At 41.6% G+C, this 21,613-nt stretch carries 22 protein-coding genes; 21 read left to right on the forward strand and 1 reads right to left on the reverse strand.

Features of this window, described 5'->3' with window-relative positions; all coding sequences use genetic code 11:
• The 5 genes from qcrB (at position 1) to FS458_RS08315 (ending at position 3,777) form a co-directional block, all read left to right on the forward strand.
• The gene (gene qcrB, locus FS458_RS08295; RefSeq protein WP_066241815.1) at positions 1-672 is read left to right on the forward strand and encodes a menaquinol-cytochrome c reductase cytochrome b subunit; all 672 of its coding nucleotides are present in this window, start codon (positions 1-3) and stop codon (positions 670-672) included.
• A 48-nt stretch (positions 673-720) separates the two neighbouring features.
• The gene (locus tag FS458_RS08300; RefSeq protein WP_144699398.1) at positions 721-1,488 is read left to right on the forward strand and encodes a menaquinol-cytochrome c reductase cytochrome b/c subunit; all 768 of its coding nucleotides are present in this window, start codon (positions 721-723) and stop codon (positions 1,486-1,488) included.
• Positions 1,489-1,556: 68 nt separating this feature from the next.
• Positions 1,557-2,123, forward strand: coding sequence for a DUF1405 domain-containing protein (locus FS458_RS08305; protein WP_144699400.1), 567 nt, complete (start codon positions 1,557-1,559; stop codon positions 2,121-2,123).
• A gap of 85 nt (positions 2,124-2,208) precedes the next feature.
• Entirely contained in the window at positions 2,209-3,003 is a 795-nt protein-coding gene (locus tag FS458_RS08310; RefSeq protein ID WP_144699402.1) for a sporulation protein YpjB, read from the forward strand.
• Positions 3,004-3,096: 93 nt separating this feature from the next.
• Entirely contained in the window at positions 3,097-3,777 is a 681-nt protein-coding gene (locus tag FS458_RS08315; protein ID WP_137789062.1) for a zinc metallopeptidase, read from the forward strand.
• Positions 3,778-3,825: 48 nt separating this feature from the next.
• Here FS458_RS08315 and FS458_RS08320 read toward each other — a convergent pair whose 3' ends face one another.
• On the reverse strand, positions 3,826-4,698 hold the full coding sequence (locus FS458_RS08320) for a YitT family protein (protein ID WP_137789063.1): 873 nt from the start codon (positions 4,696-4,698) through the stop codon (positions 3,826-3,828).
• 142 nt (positions 4,699-4,840) lie between these two features.
• Between FS458_RS08320 and FS458_RS08325 the strand changes: the two genes are divergently transcribed.
• The 16 genes from FS458_RS08325 (at position 4,841) to FS458_RS08400 (ending at position 21,606) form a co-directional block, all read left to right on the forward strand.
• Positions 4,841-5,185 (forward strand): nucleotide pyrophosphohydrolase, encoded by a 345-nt coding sequence (locus FS458_RS08325; protein ID WP_144699404.1) that lies wholly within the window; start codon positions 4,841-4,843, stop codon positions 5,183-5,185.
• Positions 5,178-5,981 carry a 4-hydroxy-tetrahydrodipicolinate reductase gene (gene dapB, locus FS458_RS08330; protein ID WP_144699406.1) on the forward strand — a complete coding sequence of 268 codons (804 nt, stop codon included), beginning with the start codon at positions 5,178-5,180 and terminating at the stop codon, positions 5,979-5,981. The genes FS458_RS08325 and dapB overlap by 8 nt, the downstream gene beginning before the upstream one ends.
• 11 nt (positions 5,982-5,992) lie before the next feature.
• Positions 5,993-6,409: a methylglyoxal synthase gene (gene mgsA / locus FS458_RS08335; RefSeq protein WP_144699408.1), complete on the forward strand. Its 417-nt coding sequence runs from the start codon at positions 5,993-5,995 to the stop codon at positions 6,407-6,409.
• Positions 6,406-7,098, forward strand: coding sequence for a bacillithiol biosynthesis deacetylase BshB1 (bshB1, locus tag FS458_RS08340; RefSeq protein WP_144699411.1), 693 nt, complete (start codon positions 6,406-6,408; stop codon positions 7,096-7,098). The genes mgsA and bshB1 overlap by 4 nt, the downstream gene beginning before the upstream one ends.
• 11 nt (positions 7,099-7,109) lie before the next feature.
• On the forward strand, positions 7,110-8,249 hold the full coding sequence (gene bshA / locus FS458_RS08345; protein WP_144699413.1) for an N-acetyl-alpha-D-glucosaminyl L-malate synthase BshA: 1,140 nt from the start codon (positions 7,110-7,112) through the stop codon (positions 8,247-8,249).
• Positions 8,246-9,427, forward strand: coding sequence for a CCA tRNA nucleotidyltransferase (locus FS458_RS08350; RefSeq protein ID WP_144699415.1), 1,182 nt, complete (start codon positions 8,246-8,248; stop codon positions 9,425-9,427). Before bshA ends, FS458_RS08350 begins: the two co-directional genes overlap by 4 nt.
• Complete coding sequence (locus FS458_RS08355) at positions 9,415-10,401, forward strand: biotin--[acetyl-CoA-carboxylase] ligase (protein ID WP_144699417.1); 987 nt, start codon at positions 9,415-9,417, stop codon at positions 10,399-10,401. The genes FS458_RS08350 and FS458_RS08355 overlap by 13 nt, the downstream gene beginning before the upstream one ends.
• Positions 10,402-10,887: 486 nt before the next feature.
• Positions 10,888-11,727, forward strand: coding sequence for a 3-methyl-2-oxobutanoate hydroxymethyltransferase (gene panB, locus FS458_RS08360; protein WP_144699419.1), 840 nt, complete (start codon positions 10,888-10,890; stop codon positions 11,725-11,727).
• Entirely contained in the window at positions 11,724-12,608 is an 885-nt protein-coding gene (gene panC / locus FS458_RS08365) for a pantoate--beta-alanine ligase (RefSeq protein ID WP_144699421.1), read from the forward strand. Before panB ends, panC begins: the two co-directional genes overlap by 4 nt.
• Complete coding sequence (panD, locus tag FS458_RS08370) at positions 12,593-12,976, forward strand: aspartate 1-decarboxylase (protein ID WP_066395605.1); 384 nt, start codon at positions 12,593-12,595, stop codon at positions 12,974-12,976. The genes panC and panD overlap by 16 nt, the downstream gene beginning before the upstream one ends.
• 39 nt (positions 12,977-13,015) lie before the next feature.
• A complete protein-coding gene (gene dinG / locus FS458_RS08375; protein ID WP_144699423.1) occupies positions 13,016-15,823 on the forward strand; it encodes an ATP-dependent DNA helicase DinG in 2,808 nt (935 codons plus the stop codon).
• A gap of 444 nt (positions 15,824-16,267) precedes the next feature.
• The gene (locus tag FS458_RS08380) at positions 16,268-16,696 is read left to right on the forward strand and encodes a GNAT family N-acetyltransferase (protein WP_144699426.1); all 429 of its coding nucleotides are present in this window, start codon (positions 16,268-16,270) and stop codon (positions 16,694-16,696) included.
• A 282-nt stretch (positions 16,697-16,978) separates the two neighbouring features.
• Entirely contained in the window at positions 16,979-19,516 is a 2,538-nt protein-coding gene (locus FS458_RS08385; protein ID WP_144699428.1) for a cyanophycinase, read from the forward strand.
• A gap of 199 nt (positions 19,517-19,715) precedes the next feature.
• On the forward strand, positions 19,716-19,886 hold the full coding sequence (locus FS458_RS08390; RefSeq protein WP_082820684.1) for a YpmA family protein: 171 nt from the start codon (positions 19,716-19,718) through the stop codon (positions 19,884-19,886).
• Positions 19,887-19,898: 12 nt separating this feature from the next.
• Positions 19,899-20,384: a DUF5590 domain-containing protein gene (locus FS458_RS08395; RefSeq protein WP_144699430.1), complete on the forward strand. Its 486-nt coding sequence runs from the start codon at positions 19,899-19,901 to the stop codon at positions 20,382-20,384.
• A gap of 37 nt (positions 20,385-20,421) precedes the next feature.
• Positions 20,422-21,606: a pyridoxal phosphate-dependent aminotransferase gene (locus FS458_RS08400; protein ID WP_144699432.1), complete on the forward strand. Its 1,185-nt coding sequence runs from the start codon at positions 20,422-20,424 to the stop codon at positions 21,604-21,606.
• The last annotated feature ends 7 nt before the right edge of the window (positions 21,607-21,613 follow it).

The raw sequence follows: 21,613 nt of genomic DNA on the forward strand, positions 1-21,613 counted from the left end.
ATGCTACAAAAGATTTATGACTGGGTAGATGAGCGCCTGGATATTACGCCGCTTTGGAGAGATGTTGCAGACCATGAAGTACCTGAACACGTAAACCCCGCACATCATTTTTCTGCGTTCGTTTACTGTTTCGGTGGATTAACTTTCTTCATCACGGTTATCCAAATTCTTTCAGGTATGTTCTTAACGATGTACTATGTGCCTGATATCGTGAATGCTTGGGAATCCGTATATTACCTGCAAAATGAAGTGGCATTTGGAGTGATCGTACGCGGAATGCACCACTGGGGCGCGAGCCTTGTTATCGTAATGATGTTTCTACATACATTGCGCGTATTTTTCCAGGGAGCTTATAAGAAGCCAAGAGAATTAAACTGGGTTGTTGGAGTACTTATTTTCTTTGTTATGTTAGGTTTAGGTTTTACAGGTTATCTATTGCCTTGGGATATGAAAGCGCTATTTGCGACTAAGGTAGGAATTGAGATCGCTATGACGATTCCTGTTGTTGGTCCGATCGCCAAGACATTCCTTGCCGGCGGAGAGATTATCGGAGCACAGACGCTCACGCGTTTCTTTGCGATTCACGTATTCTTCCTTCCTGCAGCATTGTTAGGCTTGATGGGTGCCCATTTCTTAATGATCCGTAAACAAGGTATTTCCGGACCGTTGTAAGAACAAACATAAGATTAAAAGTTTCATAAGAGCAAAGGAGGGAAATATATGCATCGCGGTAAAGGAATGAAGTTTGTCGGTGACTCACGTGTCCCTGCTGAGCGCAAGCCGAATATTCCTAAAGACTATTCGGAGTTTCCGGGAAAAACGGAAGCGTTCTGGCCAAACTTTCTTTTAAAAGAATGGATGGTAGGAGCCGTATTCTTAATCGGATACCTCATACTAACAATCGTCCATGAATCTCCTTTGGAGAAAAAAGCAGATCCTACCGATGCTGGATATATTCCTCTACCAGACTGGTACTTCCTATTTTTATACCAGCTTCTGAAGTACAAGTATGCGGCAGGGGATTATGTTCTTATCGGTACTGTTATTATACCGGGTCTAGCATTTGGTGCGTTAATGCTTGCGCCATTCTTAGACAAAGGGTTGGAGCGACGTCCTTCTAAACGTCCGATCGCAACTGGATTAATGTTATTAGGTTTGATCTCTGTTACATATTTAACATGGGAATCTGTTGTGACGCACGATTGGGAAAAAGCGAAGACTCAAGGTAAGATCGTTGATGTAAGTTTTGATGAAAACGACCCTGGATACAAGATCTACCAACAGCAGAGTTGCGTAGGCTGCCATGGTAACACGTTATCAGGTGGAGCATCAGGACCTTCATTGATCGGTACAGGATTGAAGCCTGAAGAAATCATGAAAATCGCAAAAGAAGGTAAGCCGCCAGGCATGCCGCCGAATGCGTTTAAAGGTTCTGATGATGAGCTAAAACAATTAGCAGAATTCATCTCAAAACTAGAACAAAAGTAAATGGTAGAAGCCGGCTCGGTATGGGCCGGCTTTTTTTCTGAACTTAGAAAAAGAAGGAGTATGTGATTATGTCTTGGATTCGAACGATCATCATGGATCGAATGTTTTTACTTTCACTTCTTTTAATCAACATACTAGGCACGATCTATGGCTATTATTGGTACCTGTATCAGCTGCAAGAGACACCTTGGTACTTTTTGCCTTTCGTCCCCGATAGTCCGACAGCATCTTTGTTTTTTATTTTTGTTATCATCGGTTTTTTGAGGGATAAACAGCATGGAGTGATCGAGGCGTTGGCTGTTGCGACGCTTTTTAAGTATGGCATATGGGCTGTTGGGATGAATCTTGGTGGAGCTCTTGTTGGAACTCCTCTCGATCTTATTAACTACATGCTTATCTTTTCACACCTTGGCATGGCGGTTCAAGGGCTGCTTTATGCTCCGTTTTATAAGATTAAGGGTTGGCACGTAACACTTGCTGCTCTCGTCCTTTTTCATAACGAGATCATCGACTATGTGTTTGATATGATGCCGAGATATGACATTCTTGATCCGTATCAAGATATGATCGGTTACTTAACCTTTTGGTTGTCTGTACTTTCAATCTTCATTGTTTGGAAAATGAGAAAAGCATAATGCACGCTCCCAATCCTTAATTATAGGTCTATCCTTGTCCCAGCTCTCATACGTTTTAATTATAAGGGTACAGGAGGGACAACGGATGAGAAGGTTTGGATGGGCATTGATGGTTCTTTGTATGGTTTTTGGACTTGCTTTGCCAGCACTTGCGTCAAATCATACAGAAACGAAGGATTGGTCTGAGATCAATGAACTAACGAGTGAGATCTGGGAGCTTGGTAAGATAGAAAGGTATGAAGAAGCTGCGGGTGTGTTGCAGTTTACTTCCGCCAACATCATTCATATTGAAGATGTCTTGTCCTTGAGACCGGAACAGAAGCGTCTCGTTGAATATACGTTCAGAGATGCTGTGTCTTCTCTTCAGAATCCCGAATGGTCAAAAGAAAAAAAGCTAAACAAGCTTACAGAGGTTCGATTATTAGTGGATGCCCTTCAGACTGATTATGAGCCGTTATGGAAAAAAACAGGGCTGATGATGCTAGAGCCTTTTATCACGATGGAAAAAGGAATCAGTGAGGATGATTCAGTAACCTTTCATCAAGCTGCTAACCTTTTACTCGAGAGGTACGAAACGGTCAGACCGGCACTCATGGTCGACCTGAAAGATGAAGATCTTCAAAAGCTGGATGAACACGTTTCTTACGTAGATACTAACCGCAGTCAAATACTTAAGGATACTGCTCATCAAAAACAGCTTGAGACAGCAGCTGCTGACTTTGAAGCACTATTCTTCGCGAAAAAAGATAACTCAGAACCGTCTCTCTTTTGGCTAATATTTTCAATCGGTGGAATCATATCATCAACACTAGCTTACGTAGGATGGAGAAAATACAAAGGTGATCAGCAGGATGAGTTGCGAGTGCCGGATAAACGGTAATGGGTCATGAGTCATGCGTATTCTTTGACAAACTGTGAGCTGAAAACGTAAAATGTGAGTATCAAAAGCTTTTTATATGGAGGAATGCCAACGATGGGTGGATTTTTAATCTACTTCGCAATTTTGCTTATCGTTCCAATCTGGGCTCAGATGCGAGTGAAAAGCACGTACAAAAAGTATTCAAAAGTCAGTAACAGCACAGGTAAGACGGGTGCAGAAGTTGCAAGAGAGATCTTAGACCAAAATGGACTTTACAGTGTTCAAGTAGAGCCAGTTAGAGGGATGTTATCTGATCATTACGACCCTCGCAGCAAAGTAGTTCGTTTATCTGAAGATAACTATTACGGAAGTTCGATTGCAGGTGCAGCGGTTGCAGCCCATGAAGTTGGGCATGCGATTCAAGATGCAGAAGGGTATGCGTTCTTACGCTTCAGACATGCGCTCGTTCCTGTAGCTAACATCGGATCTAACTTTTCGTTTCTATTGATTCTTGGTGGTATGCTTTTAAGCTCTATGAATATGTTCCTTCTAGGGATCATCTTCATGTCAGTAGCTGTATTGTTCCAGTTCGTTACTCTGCCTGTTGAGTTCAATGCAAGCTCTCGTGCGATGGACCAGATCGTTTCAACGGGTCTGATCCGTAACAACGAAGAGCGAGGAGCACGTAAAGTACTAAACGCTGCTGCCTTAACTTATGTAGCTGGTGCGCTAGTAGCATTACTAGAACTAGCACGATTCATCTTCATGTTCTTAGGGATGAACCAAGACGATTAATACAAGACTAACAAAAAAGCTCCCGATACATAATCGGGAGCTTTTTTTCTATCTGCCTATCGGATTCTTATCAGCATCTAAAGTGAAACCTTCTCCTATGACTTCATGAACATCATTTACAGTAACAAATGCATGGGGATCAATGCGCTCTATCACTTGCTTGATGCGGACGATCTCGTTCTTAGCGATAACGCAGTACAGTACTTCCCGGATATTTCCTGTAAAAGAACCTTTACCGTTTAAGATGGTCGCACCACGGTCCAATTCTTTGATAATATCTGCTGCGATCTCGGTATTTTTATCAGAAAAGATCATGACGGCTTTACCAGCATAAGCGCCTTCTTGCATAAAGTCGATCACTCGTGCACCGATGAAAACAGCAACGAGTGTGTACATCGCTTCTTTATAATCTAAGTAGACGAGAGAAATCGCGATAACCACGAAATCAAAGATGAACATCGTCTTACCCATGCTCCAGCCTAAAAATTTATGACCGAGTCTCGCGATGATATCCACACCGCCAGTCGTTCCACCAAAGCGGAAGATGATTCCTAGTCCGACTCCGATAAATACACCAGCAAATAATGCAGCAAGTGTCATGTCCTCTTTAAGGTTGATCGTAACGAATGAGAAACGCTGAAAGATAAACAAAAACACCGATACGGCAACTGTTCCGATGATCGTATAGATAAAGGCGTTTCTGCCAAGCAGCTTCCAGCCGACAAAGAACAATGGAATGTTGAGTGCCAGGTTAGAATAAGAAGGATCGATTGAAAAAAGAAAATAGAGAATAAGCGTGATCCCTGTAAAACCACCTTCTGCTAAATTGTTCGTCATATTAAAGTGAACGATTCCAAACGAGAAGATGGCAGCACCAAGTAAGATGAATAAAATATTTTTTAGTTTGATTGGATAAGTCATAGGAGGCCTACTTTCTACAAAAATACTGAGGTTATTTTTAGTCATGCCTTCCTATTATAAGCGAAATTTCATGAAATTTGTCAAACAGAAAAAATACCGATAACATAAAGAAGACTAATATTGAATGAGGAGTGTCAACATCATGGCCAATCGTACATTAAAAGAGAGTCAGGACGTTGTAGATCAATACATATCACAGTTTAAAGAAGGCTATTTCAGTCCTTTAGCTATGCTTGCACGATTAACAGAAGAATTAGGTGAACTTGCCCGTGAAGTGAATCATCACTATGGAGAGAAACCGAAGAAATCCACAGAGGATAAGAAGACGGTTGAAGAAGAACTTGGAGATATGTTCTTTGTTTTGATCTGTCTTGCGAACTCCTTGAATATAGATCTAGATGATGCGTTGAAAACCGTTATGCATAAGTTTGAAACACGTGACAAAGACAGATGGACAAAAAAAGAAGGAGAGACTACTCATGAATAATATTCGTATCATACTTGCAGGACCAAGAGGAAAGATGGGTCAAGAAGCGTTGAAGATGATCGAGGAAACTCCTCATTTTGAACTTGTGGCAGCTGTAGATTCAAAGAATGACGGTCTTCAAGTAAAAGATCTGTCAGGTGCACCGCAATCTATGGAGGCACCAGTGTATGATGATATGGAAAACTGCTTTGCTTCAATTGAAGCAGATGTCGTTGTTGATCTTACACGACCAGATATCGGCAAAAAACATCTTGAACTTGCTCTAAAGCATGGTCTGCGCACGGTGATCGGAACAACCGGCTTTTCAAATGAAGACCTAGAGCGACTAAAAGCGTTAGCTGAAGAAAAACAAACAGGTGCTATCATTGCGCCAAACTTTGCGATCGGTGCGATCTTAATGATGAAGTTTTCTCAAATGGCAGCGAAATACCTTCCGGATATCGAGATCATTGAAAAGCATCATGATCAAAAGCTGGATGCGCCGTCAGGAACGGCATTAAAAACAGCACAACTGATAACAGAAGTGCGAGATGAAAAGAAACAAGGTCATCCTGATGAAAAAGAGGACCTTAAAGGCGCACGAGGCGCTGAACTAGAAGGGATTCGTATTCATAGTGTAAGATTACCTGGACTGGTCGCGCATCAAGAAGTCATCTTCGGTGGTGAGGGTCAAGTCTTGACGATCCGTCATGATTCTATGAACAGAACATCATTCATGCCAGGGGTTCGACTTGCGGTAGAAAGTGTAATGAACATTGAAGGCCTTGTATACGGTCTTGAAAATATTATGGAATAAGAGGGGATACTATGAAAATAGCTCTTATTGCGCACGATAAGAAAAAGAACGATATGATTAATTTTACCGTCGCATACGCTCCGATCTTAAAGGATCATACACTGTTTGCGACAGGAACAACAGGATTTAAAATAAACGAAGCGACGGGGCTTGATATCAAACGTTTTCAATCGGGTCCACTAGGAGGCGATCAGCAGATCGGAGCGTTGATCGCTGAAAACGATCTTGATCTGGTTCTATTTTTCAGAGATCCTTTGACCGCACAGCCTCATGAGCCTGATGTATCAGCACTGATGCGTTTATGTGATGTGTATCAGATTCCGCTTGCAACGAACTTGGCTTCAGCAGAGCTTTTTATTCGTTCACTTGAACGAGGAGATCTGGATTGGAGAAAAATAATAGATGAAAGAGAGTCAGAGAAAAAATGACCGTAGAAAGCTGGCTTGCTTTTGGCGCACATTCAGATGATGTCGAGATCGGCATGGGTGCGACGATTAAAGCAGAAACAGAGAGAGGCCGTAACGTGATCATCTGCGACTTAACAGAAGCAGAACTGTCATCGAACGGTACTGTCGACATCCGAAAAAAAGAGGCTGAAAGAGCAGCTCGCCTTTTAGGTGTAAGGACAAGAAGTAATTTACAGTTGCCTGACCGTGGACTATACATGCAAGAAGACTATATTCTAAAGCTCGTGTCCGTGATTCGTGAGCATAAGCCGCAATATGTGTTCGCTCCCTATTGGGTCGATCGGCATCCAGACCACGGAAACTGTGCTCGTCTCGTAAAAGAAGCAGTCTTTTCTGCTGGCATAAAAAATATTCAAGATCCGAAACATCTGCCTTCACACAAAGTAAAAAATATATTTTATTACATGATCAACAGTGCAGAGAGACCACAACTCTTTGTCGATGTAACAGGGTCTTACAAAGCGAAGATCGAGGCACTGAAAGCTTATCCGTCTCAGTTTGTGAAAACATTGGATAGCATCGATACACCGCTGACGAATGGTTACATCGAACGTGTGGAATCCCGCGACAAACTGTTTGGTCTTGAAGCTGGTGTCAGTTATGCAGAAGGGTTCATCCCCGAACAAACGTATATAACTAACCATCTATAAGGAGAAAGTCTATGACGTTAAAAATCGGCATCACTTGTTATCCGACCGTAGGCGGATCAGGGGTGGTAGCGACAGAACTAGGAAAACTATTAGCAGAAAAAGGACACGAGATTCATTTTATTACATCAAGTGTTCCTTTTCGTCTAGGAAAATTTTATCCGAACATCTTCTTTCATGAAGTAGAAGTAAACCATTATTCTGTGTTTAAATATCCGCCATATGATCTAGCTTTAGCGAGCAAGATGGCAGAAGTGGCAAAACGAGAAAAGCTTGATCTTCTTCATGTTCATTATGCTGTTCCTCATGCCGTTTGTGCGGTATTAGCCAAACAGATGCTTAACGATGAGATGAAGATCGTTACAACTTTACATGGAACAGACATTACGGTACTTGGCTACGATCCTTCACTTAGTGAAATGATCAAGTTTGGTATCGAGAAATCGGATGTAGTCACATCGGTTTCTCATCAACTGAAAGCAGATACGTTAGAGTTGTTGAATATCAACAAAGATATCATCCCTGTACATAACTTTGTAGACGAAAGAGTGTATTACAGAAGAAGCAACAATGCTGAATTAAGACAAACGTACGGAATTGATGAGAACGAAAAAGTCATCGTTCATATCTCGAATTTTAGAAAAGTAAAAAGGTTAGAAGATGTTATCAAGTCGTTCGCTCTTATCCGAAAAGAGCTTACTTCAAAGCTATTGTTGATCGGAAACGGTCCAGAACTAACAACGGCATGCGAACTTGTGCGTGAGCTCGATATTGAAGATGATGTGTTGTTCTTAGGTAAACAAGAGAATGTCGGTGAACTGTTCTCTATTTGCGATCTGAAGCTCCTTCTTTCTGAAAAAGAAAGCTTTGGGCTCGTACTGCTAGAAGCGATGGCATGCGGTGTACCCGTTATCGGAACCAATATCGGTGGGATTCCAGAGGTGATCGTTGATGGCGAGACTGGTTATATGGTGGAGCTAGGGTGTCCAGAATCAGTAGCCGAAAAAGCGATAGCTCTGTTAAAGGATGAAGAAAAATTAATGGCGTTCAGAGAAAATTCCGTTAGACATGTAAAAGAGAACTTCTTATCTGACAAAATCGTCTCGATCTATGAAGATATTTATTATTCATTGATAGAGGATCGTTCGGTATGAACCAGATGTTCGAAAACGCATTGCCGGTATTAAAGAGGTTGGAAGAAGAAGGTTTCAGCGCTTATTTTGTTGGAGGTTGTGTACGAGACCTCTTACTTCAGCGTCACATCAAAGATATCGATATTGCGAGTTCTGCTAGACCAGAAGACGTTCAACGAATATTTCCTAAGACCATTCCGGTCGGTATCGAACACGGAACGGTTATCGTGAGACACGAATCTGTGTCTTATGAAGTTACAACGTTCAGAAAAGAAGATGAGTATAAGGATTATAGAAGACCGTCTAAAGTGTGGTTTGTCGATGACCTGAAAGAAGATCTCTCTAGAAGAGATTTCACCTTCAATGCAATGGCGATGGATACTTCTTTTCAGTTGATCGATCATTTTGGGGGGCGTGAAGATCTTAAGAGAGAGCAGATTCGGACTGTTGGAGATCCGAATCTGCGCTTTTCAGAAGATCCTCTTCGTATTATGAGAGCTTGCCGGTTCATGAGTGTATTTAACATGGTAATCGAAAAAAAGACCATTGACGCGATCAAAGAAAAAGCTCATTTGTTAAAGCGTATCTCGACAGAACGAATTGCCATCGAATTTATCAAACTGCTTCAAGGTGAACAAGCGGGTAATGTTCTCGAATTTATGAAGAAAACTTCTGTTTTAAATCACTTGCCTACTGAGCTGCAAGAAAAACAGAACGAACTTTATAAGGATTTCTTTTGGAACACGCTAGAATCCGATGAACAACGATGGACAGCGATCTTGTTATTATCTGATGTGAGCGATAGCAGAGCATTCTTAAAAAGTTGGAAACTTCCAAATCATATGATCAAAAAAGTTGGAGAGTTAATGGCCGCTTATCATATTGATGCTTGGAGCAAGTTGGATTTGTACCGCTATGGTTTAGAGACGGCTTTATCAAGCATCACGTTAAAAAGTGCGATGGAAAAGAAAGACTATGCTAACGTGAAAGAACAGCTTCATCAGCGATATAGTGAGATTCCGATCACATCTAGAAAAGATATTCCTCTAGATGGTCAGGATATTTTAGAGATCACCAATCGTGAACCGGGCATCTGGTTAGGAAAGCTTTTAGAAGAGATGGAGACAAAAATCGTTGACGGTGAACTAACACTCAACACATCCACACTAAAGGATTGGGTAAAAAGGTGGGAGCCATGATGAAAGAAGCATTGTTGCACATGCTTACAGAACAAGAAGGAAAGTTTGTTTCAGGTCAAGAGATCTCAAACAAACTGGATTGTTCGAGAACGGCGATCTGGAAACACATATCAGAACTACGTAAGAACGGTTATACGATCGAAGCTGTACAAAAAAGAGGATATCGATTGATCACATCTCCTGATGCAGTAACAGCAGAAGAAGTATCACTATACACAGGTGACGGAACATTCGGTAAGAAGATTACGTACAGAGAATCAGTAAAGAGTACACAAGAGATCGCACATACTCTTGCTAGAGATGGTGCGGTGGAAGGAAGCATTGTACTTGCTGACGAACAGACCGGTGGGAGAGGAAGGTTAGGAAGAGCGTGGCAATCTCCTAAAGGGACAGGAGTTTGGATGAGTTTAATCTTAAAGCCTAACATTCCTCTACAAAAAGCGCCTCAGCTAACATTGTTAATAGCGGTAGCAGTTTCAAAAGCGATTGAAAAAGTATCAGGCATTGAAGCAGCGATCAAATGGCCGAACGACATTTTGATCAGCGGTAAAAAATCGGCTGGTATCTTAACAGAACTTCAAGCTGAAGCTGATTCTATTCATTCGGTCATTGTCGGCATCGGGATTAACGTGAATCAAGAACGACAGCACTTTTCTGATGAAATCGCAGAGATTGCTACAAGTCTAGCTATTGAAGGCGGACAAACATTCAAGCGAGCTGAAGTGGTTGGTGTGCTTCTTCAAGAGATCGAAACCCTATACCATCAATATTTGGAGAATGGTTTTGGTGTGATCAAGCTGTTATGGGAATCTCGTGCGTTCAGTTTAGGCAAACGAATTACAGCAAGATCCATAACAGGAGCGATCACGGGTTATGCAAAAGGAATCACTGAAGAAGGTGTTTTGCTTTTAGAAGACGATCATGGCGTCGTACACTCCATCTATTCAGCTGATATCGAATTTCCTTCTACTTAAGGAAAGTCCGTGATAAAATAATGTTGTAGGCGGTATCCATGTGGAACTGCACTAATCTTGTCTAGTTTTAACCACAAACCTTATATCTGCCTAGATCCAAATTTAGGACCGGGACAGAGGGAGCAAACAATAAAAGTCTAGGATTTTTCCTATGCCTTCTTCCTCTATTTGGAAAGAAGGTTTTTTGCACTTCTGGCCCTGTTAGTTAAAGGCAATTCCGTATGCTTTGTTGCTTTTGAAGGATGTTGATTTCCGTTCCAGGCGCTCGCTTTCCGGGGGGCGTGCGGTGAGCCTCTTAGCGCTTTGCGCTGTTAAGAGTCTCACCTGTCCCGCTGATCCCCCAGGAGTCTCGCGACTTGCACTCCAATCAACTTGCCAAGATGAATCAGGTTCATAGAGGAATAACTCTCTATAAAGAACCCAATAAAAAAATTCAAAAACAACTGCTTATGGAAAAAGCCCAATTAAAAACAGGGAGGCTTTATGATGAAAACGACGAAAAGTTTTCTTAAGATGAAGAGAGATGGCGAAAAGATCACGATGGTAACGGCTTATGATTATCCGACTGCCGTTATCTGTGAAAAAACGGAGATGGATCTTTTATTAGTCGGAGATTCTCTTGGCATGGTCGTGCTTGGGTATGATTCAACGATTCCCGTGACGATGGATGATATGATCCATCATACGAAAGCGGTAAAGCGCGGCGCGCCGAACACGTTTATCGTAACAGATATGCCGTTTATGACGTATCACGGTTCGATCGATGAAACGCTGAACAACGCACGAAGAATTCTTCAAGAAAGCGGTGCATCAGCAGTCAAAGTAGAAGGCGGAAAACAGATCGTTCAAACTGTTGAACGGTTGACTGACGCTGGAGTTCCTGTCATGGGACACCTTGGTCTTACACCTCAGATGGTAGGTGTGATGGGTGGTTATGGTGTTCAAGGAAAAGAAGAAAGAGATGCAGAACGACTGATCGAAGAGAGTCTGTTGCTTGAAAAAGCTGGGGCGTTCGCTATCGTTTTAGAATGCGTTCCGCAACAGCTGGCTGAGATCGTAACAAAAAAATTAAGAATTCCTGTTATCGGAATCGGTGCAGGTAAACATACAGATGGGCAGGTCCTCGTCTACCATGATATGATCGGCTACGGTTTTCACCATGTACCAAAGTTTGTGAAAACGTATGGAAACGTGAAGGATGTCATGGTAGAAGGGCTTTTGAAATATAAAGAAGACGTAAGAACACAGCAGTTTCCTGAAGAAAGTCACAGCTTTAACATGAAGGCTGAAACGCTTCATTCTCTGTACGGAGGAGTTCAATCGTGAAACAGATCAATTCAATAAAAGACATGCAAAAACTGATCGCTGAAGAAAGAAGAGCTGGAAAAGTAATAGGATTCGTACCTACGATGGGGTATCTGCATGACGGCCACTTATCCTTGATCGAACGTGCGAAGAAAGAATCTGATGTGATCGTTGTCAGCATCTTTGTTAATCCGCTGCAATTCGGGCCAAATGAAGATTTTGACAGATATCCCCGTGATCTTGATCGTGATCAGAAATTGGCGTTGAAAGCGGGAGCGGATGTGCTATTTTTCCCTGATACGAAAGAGATGTACCCCCAAGAATCAGTCGTTACGGTTTCTGTAAACAAACGAGTGGATGCGCTATGTGGGGAAAGTCGAGTAGGGCACTTCGACGGTGTGGCGACAGTATTAACGAAGCTTTTTCATATCGTTTCGCCCGATTACGCTTATTTTGGATTGAAAGACGCGCAGCAAGTAGCGGTTATTGAAGGTCTTGTTGAAGACTTTAACTTCCCAATAAAAGTGATCGGCTGTGAGACGAAGCGTGAGACTGATGGTCTTGCGATGAGTTCTAGGAACGTGTATCTGGATGACACGGAAAGGGAAGAAGCGGTACATCTTAGTCAATCTCTTATAAAAGCGAAAAAATGGCTTTTAGAGGGTGATAGTGGTGAGACCGAACAAAAGATGATAAAATACTTGGAGGAACATACGAGCGGTATTGTAGATTATTGCAAGATTCTTTCGTATCCTGAACTTCTTCCTCCTACACCCCAATCGAAAAAGTTGATCGTTGCCGTAGCTGTAAAATTCAGCAGAGCACGTTTGATTGATAATGTCATCATAGACAACATTTTAAGTAGACTAGAAAGCGAGGAAGAAACATGTTCCGTACGTTAATGAAAGGCAAGATCCACCGTGCCACGGTGACTGAATCAAATTTAAACTATGTTGGCAGCATCACGATCGATGAAGATATTTTGGATGCTGTTGATATGATTCCGAACGAAAAAGTTCAGATTGTAAATAATAATAATGGTGCACGTTTTGAAACGTATATTATCCCTGGTAAACGAGGGTCTGGTGTGATGTGCTTAAATGGCGCTGCAGCACGTCTCGTGCAAGAAGGGGATGTTGTTATTGTTATTTCCTATGGAATGTATGATGAGACCGAAGCAAGACATCATGTACCGAAAGTTGCGATTATGGATAAGAACAATCGTGTACAAGAGATGCTCGGAGTTGAACCTGAGGCTACTATTTATTAATTTGATATAAACCAGCCACAGGGGAATGAGGTGAAGGCTATGACACGGCGATTTGTCGTTATCGATTTTGAAACAACAGGAAATTCAGCAGCAAAAGGAGACCGAATTATCCAGATCGGTGCGGTCGCCGTTGAGGCAGGACAGATAACGGACAGATTCTCAACGTTCATCCAGCCAGGCGTTCCCATCCCCCCATTTATTGAGCAATTGACGGGCATCAACGATGAAATGGTGAAAGATGCCCCGTTGTTTGAAGAAGTGGCACCAAAGCTCCTTCAGATGTTAGAAGGAGCTTATTTTGTTGCCCATAATGTTATGTTTGATTATTCGTTTCTGCAAGGTGAACTCGACCATGCTGGCTATTCCAGACTATCCATGCCGCTGATTGATACGGTTGAGATGTCAAGACTGCTTCTTTTAGGAGCAGACGGCTACCAGCTAGGGATGCTTGCCGATTATTTAGGGTTAGAACACCTTAACCCCCATCAAGCTGATAGTGATGCAGAAGTAACGGCGAGACTTTTAATTCATCTACTAGATAAGCTAGAAAATCTTCCGCTCGCAACACTTGAGAGGCTCACACCTTTTCTAAAGAAACTTCAAAGTTCATTAGAAAGCATCGTAGGGGATATGATCGCGGAGAAGTCAGCTTTTTTAGCAGATGAAGACACATATGATTTTTATCGTAAACTCGCTCTTAAAAAGAGACCGGATTTTGTACAATCTTCAGATGATGATTTTACGGAGTTTAAAGACGAAGAAGTTCATGATCAGCTTCAGCAGCATATGCAGCATTATGAAGTGCGAAAAAGTCAGCAGAGAATGGTCGAACTCGTGGACGAGGCGCTTCATACGAATCAGCACCTTGTGATTGAGGCGGGAACCGGTGTAGGAAAATCACTCGGTTATCTCATACCGGGTATACGACATGCGAAGGAAAAAGACCGTCCACTTGTCGTTTCAACACACACAGTCCAGCTGCAGCAACAGCTGTTAGAACGCGATGTTCCTCTCTTAAAGAGGATCATGCCGTTTGATTTTACAGCGACTCTTCTTAAAGGAAGAAATCATTATCTATGTTTGAGAAAATTTGAACATACGCTGATGGATCATCACGATGACAACTACGATATGAACTTCACAAAAGCGCAACTCATCGTATGGCTCACAGAAACGGAGACAGGCGACGTAGAAGAACTGTCGATGGCATCAGGCGGAAAGCTGTTTTGGAACACGGTCAAAAGTGATGCCAACTCTTGCTTGAACCATAGATGTCCTTGGTTCTCCAGATGTTATTATCACAAGCAGCGAAGAGCAGCACATGAATCAGATCTTGTGATCACGAACCATGCGTTGTTGTTTACCGACTTAAAGTCTGATAATCAACTGTTGCCCGCTTATAAAGAAGTCGTCTTAGATGAGGCGCATCATGTAGAAGAAGTTGTGAGCGATCATTTTGGAAAAGAAACCGATTATTTTTCATTCGTTAAGCTCTTAGATCGTCTATCGCAGACGGATGGAGACGGAATGATGAATACGTTTAGGGAGATCTGTGATCTTCTTGAGGTTCCAAAATACGAACATCATCTTGCTAATTGGGATACATTATTTTCTGATGTAAAGAATGAACTTGATGAGATCTTCAAGCAAATCAAGACAATCTGTCTAAAAAAAGCCAGATCATCTCGATCTACAGAGTTAACGAAATTAACGCTTCGTTATACAAAACAGGATATCGAAGCTGCCGCTTGGGAACCAGTTTTAGAGATGGAGGCACGCGCACGTCAGTTTATGGGTGATCTTGTGAAACCTGTAAAACGTGTATTGAAGAGCTTTGATCAGTACGAAGAACATCTAACGGTCCAGCAAAAAGGTTTCTTAGTCGATCTAGAAGGCATCTTAAACGATCTGCAAGATGAGATGGCAGATCTGAATCATTTATTGTCTTGCCCGTTATCTGAAGAAGTGTACTGGATGGAAGCAGAGTCAAAAGGGCCGAGACACGCGGTTACACTCTTTGCGAAGCCGGTTGAGATCGATCAGATTCTAGCTGATAAGTTCTTTGGTAAGAAGAGCTCGGTCGTGCTCACTTCTGCGACGATGAGTGTAAAGAACAGTTTCCGTTATCTGAGTGAGAGACTTGGACTTTTAGACTTTGGTCCGATCAGCGCACAGCTGCCTTCACCATTTCAATATGAACAACAAGCGAAGCTGATGGTTCCAACTGACATTCCGCTCATTAATGAAGTGGATCAAAAAACGTTCGTTAAAAAAATCTCGTCTTCTCTGTACGAGATCGCAAAAGTAACGAAAGGACGCATGCTCGTCCTGTTCACTTCATACGAGATGTTGAGAGAGACTCACGGAGCGTTCAAAAGTTTGATGGATGCCGAAGAGTTCGTATTGATCGCACAAGGCGTTGACTCTGGAAGCCGTGCGCGTCTTACAAAGAACTTCCAGCGATTTGATAACAGCATCCTGTTTGGGACGAACAGTTTTTGGGAGGGAATCGATATCCCGGGTGACGATCTTTCCTGTCTCGTGATCATCCGATTGCCGTTCACACCGCCTGATCAGCCTGTGATGGCCGCGAAAAGCGAGAAGTTGAAAGCAGAAGGCGGGAATCCGTTCTATGATCTTTCCCTTCCGCAAGCGATCATACGCTTTAAGCAAGGGTTCGGACGATTAGTGAGAAGCAGCCGAGATAAAGGAGCCGTGTTCGTGTTCGACCGAAGAATGATCGAGACGAGATACGGAAAATCCTTCATTCAATCACTGCCAAAGCTTCCTGTATCGATCAAACCGATCGATGAACTCGTGTCAGAACTGGATGATTGGATGGAATAAGATGAAAGAAGAAGCAGATTTTTTTGCTTCTTCTTTTTTTTGGCTGATTTCTTATTCATTGTTGTTTTCGACAGTAGCTGATTTCCTTTGCAGATGCTCGCTTTCCGAGGGGCAGGCGGTGAGCCACATTCGTACGTTTCCGAATAAGTGTCTCACCTGCGCACCTTTAGAGGTTTCTTGCTCCTGCGTCTACAAGTTAATACTACGTAGTAAGATTCCTCGTCGCATGCCTTGCAAGAAGTATCTCATGTGGTAGACACGCACCTTCCACTACAATCAAAAAGTCAAAGAAGGAAGAATAATAACTCTAAAGCAACAATCTTTTAGAAAACAGCCTTTTTTGCCCTCAACTCATGTTTCATGCAGAAAAGTGGGAATAGGAGGACATCTTTCTCCCTTTAACGAATCAAATACAACATAAAATATATAGAAGGAGTATCCAGTATGATTCGTGAAGCAGAAAAAAGGGATAAAGATAAATTGGTTGAACTTTACCGGATGTTAGTGCCGAATAGTAAGAAGATGAAAGTTAGAGAAGAACAGATCGAGACAATCAGGCGTGATCGTAACAATTTTCTATTTGTTTATGAGGAAGATGGAGAACTGATAGGAACACTGACATTAAACATATGCCTGCAAGCATTGCATGGTTATCGACCCTACGGAGTCGTTGAAAATATTATCGTACATGAGGATTTTCGTGGTCGAAATATAGGCAGAAAACTTTTACAACATGTTGAAGATTATTGCCGTTCGATCGACTGTCACAGAATCATGCTTTTGAGTAGTTCAAAGCGAGACAGAGCTCATCAGTTCTTTGAACGAGAAGGCTTTGATGGTTCTGTTAGTAGAGGCTTTAAAAAATATTTGTAGGCATTAACTTTAAAAGCAATCATCTCTTTCTACTAGAGATGATTTTCTTTTTGAAACCAAATAGTTACGTTTCTGATTTTTTTAGGGCGTTTTTTGGTTCTTTATATGTTCCTAATAATAATCAAACAAACTTGGCTTATTGCTTTTTGTTGATAGACAAGCTTTCCCTCTTTGGCATGTAACTTGCAATAAATAAAATGAATTTTCAAAAATTATTATAGATTCTCTTGTAGAAGCAGCTTTTTTGAAGAGAGATCTTTATGAATGGAGGAGAAGAAATCCTTGAACAAAAAATGGATGTCTGTAACGTTGGCTATGACGCTTGGCTTATCACTAACTACCTCATCAATAAGTTTTGCTAAGAAAAAGGATGATTGGAAAGGAAACCTTGTGATTGCTGGAGGAGCTCTAGGGAGTAGCAATAAGGAAGTATATAACGAATTTATCAGTTTAGCAGGTGGTAAGAAAACGGCCAAAATTGGGATCATACCTGCAGCAAGTAGTTCCTTAAAATCTTCCCAAAGCTTTAAAAAAGATCTCATTACATATGGTTTAAATGAACATCAGATCGAGATCGTTCCTCTAGCAAATCAAGATTTCAGCGGTACGCCAGAAGATGAATCCAAATGGAGAAAAAACGCAAACAGCAAACGAATAGCAAACAAGATTGAGAATTATAGCGCGATCTGGTTTGTGGGTGGAGATCAGCTGCGAATCACAGATACATTAGTAAAACCGAACGGACATCGGACGAAAGCATTAGACGCGATTTGGAAGATGTATAAGGAAGGTGGTGTCCTTGGAGGAACGAGTGCTGGTGCAGCCATCATGAGCGATGTGATGATTACCGGTGGTGACAGCTTAGGCGCACTAAACAAAGAGTTTGTTATGAAGAATAACCTAAAATCAGGTGAAGAATACGAACCTTTGCATATTGAAAAAGGGCTCGGATTCTTTAAGTATGGTATTGTCGATCAGCATTTTGATGAACGGGCACGTCTTGGGAGATTGGTGATGACGGCACTGAAAGAAAAAACAAAGAATCAATTTGCTTACGGTGTAGATGAAGATACGGCGCTTATTGTGAACAACAAACAACAAACAGTAAAGATCGTCGGAAGAAGCGGCGTATCTGTTGTTGATGTTAGTAAAGCGAAGGTTACCGACCATGAAAAAGCACATTTTCAAAATGTTCAAATCAGTCATCTCGTGTCAGGTGACTACTTAAATGTTTCTACTAAAGAATTTTTCATAAGCGATCATAAAGATGAGACGAACGAATATGAGTATTATGAATTCAAACCACTTGATGCAACAGGAGTTTTTACTTCTTATGGAAGGTTGAAAGAATATCTCTCGTATTCCCTGATTGATAATACGACAACGGATGCTGTGAAAAGTTATTTGTACGATTCTAAAGGTGAAGGATTTCAGCTTACTTTTAGAAAAACGGAAAACACAAAAGGCTATTGGGGTTATAAGGACGGTCAAAAAGACGATTATTCTTTTACAAACGTTGCTTTTGATGTAGCTCCTAAAAAGGTAAGTTTCAAAAAGAACGGTAATGCATTTACTGAGTACAAAAAGTCTTCATTTATCCCTCCAGTCATCGATCGCTCGGAACCGGTTAAAGGAAATCTGTTGATTGCTGGAGGTGCTTTAGGAAGCAGCAATCAGGACGTGTATAATAAGTTTATTGATCTTGCTAAACAAAAAGAAGATTCCAGAGTCGGAATCATACCTGCTGCAAGCTCAAGCTTGTCTTCATCTAAGGCGTTTAAAGAAGACCTTGTCCGATACGGGATGTCTTCAGAAAATATAGAGATTCTTCGCCTCGCTGTAACTGACGACAAAAAAACACCGGAAGATGAATCAAAATGGGCTGATTCTAATAAGAACCATCAAGAACTCGCAGAAAATGTTGAGAAATTAGATGCCGTTTGGTTTGTAGGTGGAGATCAGACAAAGATTACAGATTCGTTATTGAACAAGAACGGAACAAATTCAAGAGTATTAAACGCGATTTGGAAGACGTATAAAAACGGAGCAGCGCTTGGTGGAACGAGTGCTGGGGCAGCGATAATGAGTGATGTAATGATTGCTGGTGGAGGCAGTCATGATACACTAGCATCCGGGTTTACGAATACGTATGACGGAATGCTGCAACAAGAGGGAGGACCAGGTTATCTAGAACGAGGGCTCGGTTTTTTTGAACACGGCATCATTGATCAGCACTTTGATAACAAAGCACGTCTTGGACGCTTGATCGCGGTGGCAGATGAAAAAGGTGAACCTAAGAATTTATCATATGGTATAGATGAAGACACGGCCCTTGTCATATATAACGAAGAGAAAAAAGCTGAAGTTGTTGGAAGAGGTGGCGTAACGTTAGTCGATCTGTCTCAACAGCTAAAAGATCCAGATTTTGGCCAAAGCCAATTTAAGAATATTAAACTATCTTGGATCAATCAAGGAGATATGCTCGATCTAAGAACGAAGAACATAATCATTAACGAGAAGAAAGAAAGCACAAAAGGTTACGAGTATTACGAACATTTCGTCCCGCCTCATTCAGGTGTATTGAGTCCACACGGTATGTTAAACAAATTCATCTCTTACAATCTAGTTGATAATGCTGGAGCGGAGAATGTAAAAAGTTACAGTTTTAATAATGGAAAAGGATTTGAGTTGAACTTTCGTAAGAACGAAGAAACAGAAGGGTATTGGGGATATACGGATGGGCAGAAAGACGATTATTCTTTCGTGAATGTCATTCTTGATATAACTCCGGTAAATGTAAAAATCGATTCAAAAAAATGATCATCTCTATCCGTGACCGACCAACATTTATATCTGGTCGGTTTCATTGTGTTTACCTCTTAATAAAGGAAGCTAGTTTACTAAGTACGCAGAAAACAAAGTCATTTTTCCTTCTTATTAAAGGATTCTAAAGTACCTTTTTCGCTAATTTTCTGCTATAGTAAACAAGGAAAAGATTGATGTAAGAGGAGGAAGAACCGTGGAAAGCAAAATTGAAGTTCTTTCGACGCTAAAGGTGGACAAGTCGAGTGACTTGTATAAAGTAGTATCTGAACTGAACAAAACATTAAAGCATCAAGATTTAATGTTTGGACTCGCGTTAGATGACGAAAATAAAAATAAGATGATTTTTACGATCTATCGCACATAGGAAGGCTTAAATATGGGAAAAAAGTGGATACTTGTTATTATTGGCATTCTAATCTTAGCAAGCTGGCAAGCTTATTATCTGTTTAATGGTGTTCAAGCAAAGCCCGCTAAAAAAGAAGCTGAAGCGGTTGAGATCGCGAAGAAAGAAGAGGACCTCGTTTCTATTACGAATGTGGATCACTTTTATAAGAACGAGACGTATTATGTAGTAGAAGGCAAGAACAAAAAAGGCACAAACAAGATCGTTTGGGTTGATAAAGACAAAAAGGTAACCTCTTTGAACGCGAAAGAAGGACTTTCAGAGAAACAGATCCTGAATTATGTGAAACAGAACCATGATGCGAAGACGATCGTCGACAGCCGTTTAGGGATGGAAGACGGCATTCCGTTATGGGAAGTGGTCTATTATGACACGAAGGATCGATACACGTACTTTTACGGTTATTTTGAAAGTGGTGAACGATACGAGATCTATCGTCTGAAAGAATCAGATCAATAGAAATCAGATAAATAAAAACGTGGAGGGATTTAGTAGTATGAAGCTTGCAAAACGTGTGGAGGCATTAACTCCTTCAACAACTCTGGCAATCACAGCAAAAGCAAACCAATTAAAGGCAGAAGGGCACGATGTAATCGCACTAGGTGCAGGTGAACCTGACTTTAATACACCGATACATATTATCGAAGCGGCTTATGAGTCTATGAAAGAAGGACACACAAAATATACGGCTTCCGGTGGACTTTTATCATTGAAAAAAGCGATCGTGAACAAGTTGAAGCAAGATCAAGGTTTAACGTATGAAACGTCTGAGATCATCGTTAGTACAGGAGCGAAACATTCGTTGTATTCTCTGTTCCAAGCGATCCTTGATGAAGGAGACGAAGTGATCATCCCGATTCCGTATTGGGTGAGCTACCCTGAACAGGTGAAACTTGCAGACGGGACGCCAGTTTACTTAGAAGGAAAAGAAGAGAATGGTTTCAAGATCACGGCAGAAGACTTAAAAAAAGTCATCACAAAACAAACGAAGGCACTGATTCTAAACTCACCGAGCAATCCGACCGGATCTCTGTATTCAGCAGATGAATTGCGCGCGATCGGCGAAGTTTGTCTAGAGCATGGTGTGTTGATCGTGTCTGATGAAATCTATGAAAAGCTCGTTTATGGCGGAGTGAAGCACACGTCGATCGCAGAGCTTTCACCGGAACTTAAGAAACAGACGATCATCATCAACGGTCTCTCTAAATCTCATGCGATGACAGGCTGGAGAATCGGTTTTGCAGCAGGTGACGCTAAGATCATCAAAGCGATGACGAACTTAGACAGCCATAGTACATCGAACCCAACAACAACATCTCAGCACGGTGCACTTGCAGCCTATAACGGCACACAAGAGCCTGTTGAAGAGATGCGCCAAGCGTTTGAAGAACGTATGAACAAAGTGTACGAACGTCTGATCACGATTCCTGGCATCACTTGTGTGAAACCGAACGGAGCGTTCTATCTGTTCCCGAACGCGACAGAAGCGGTTAGAATGACGGGGTACTCTTCGGTAGATGAGTGGGTAGAAGCTCTTCTAGAAGAAGAAAAAGTAGCTTTAGTACCAGGTTCAGGATTTGGTGCGCCTGATAACGTGAGACTTTCATATGCAACGAGCCTTGATACGATCATGGAAGCTTTAGATCGCATCGAACGTTTTATCAACTCAAAACGCAAGTAATGATTGA

The sequence above is a fragment of the Fictibacillus phosphorivorans genome (genome assembly GCF_007673525.1).
Taxonomy (GTDB): Bacteria; Bacillota; Bacilli; order Bacillales; family Fictibacillaceae; genus Fictibacillus; species Fictibacillus phosphorivorans_C.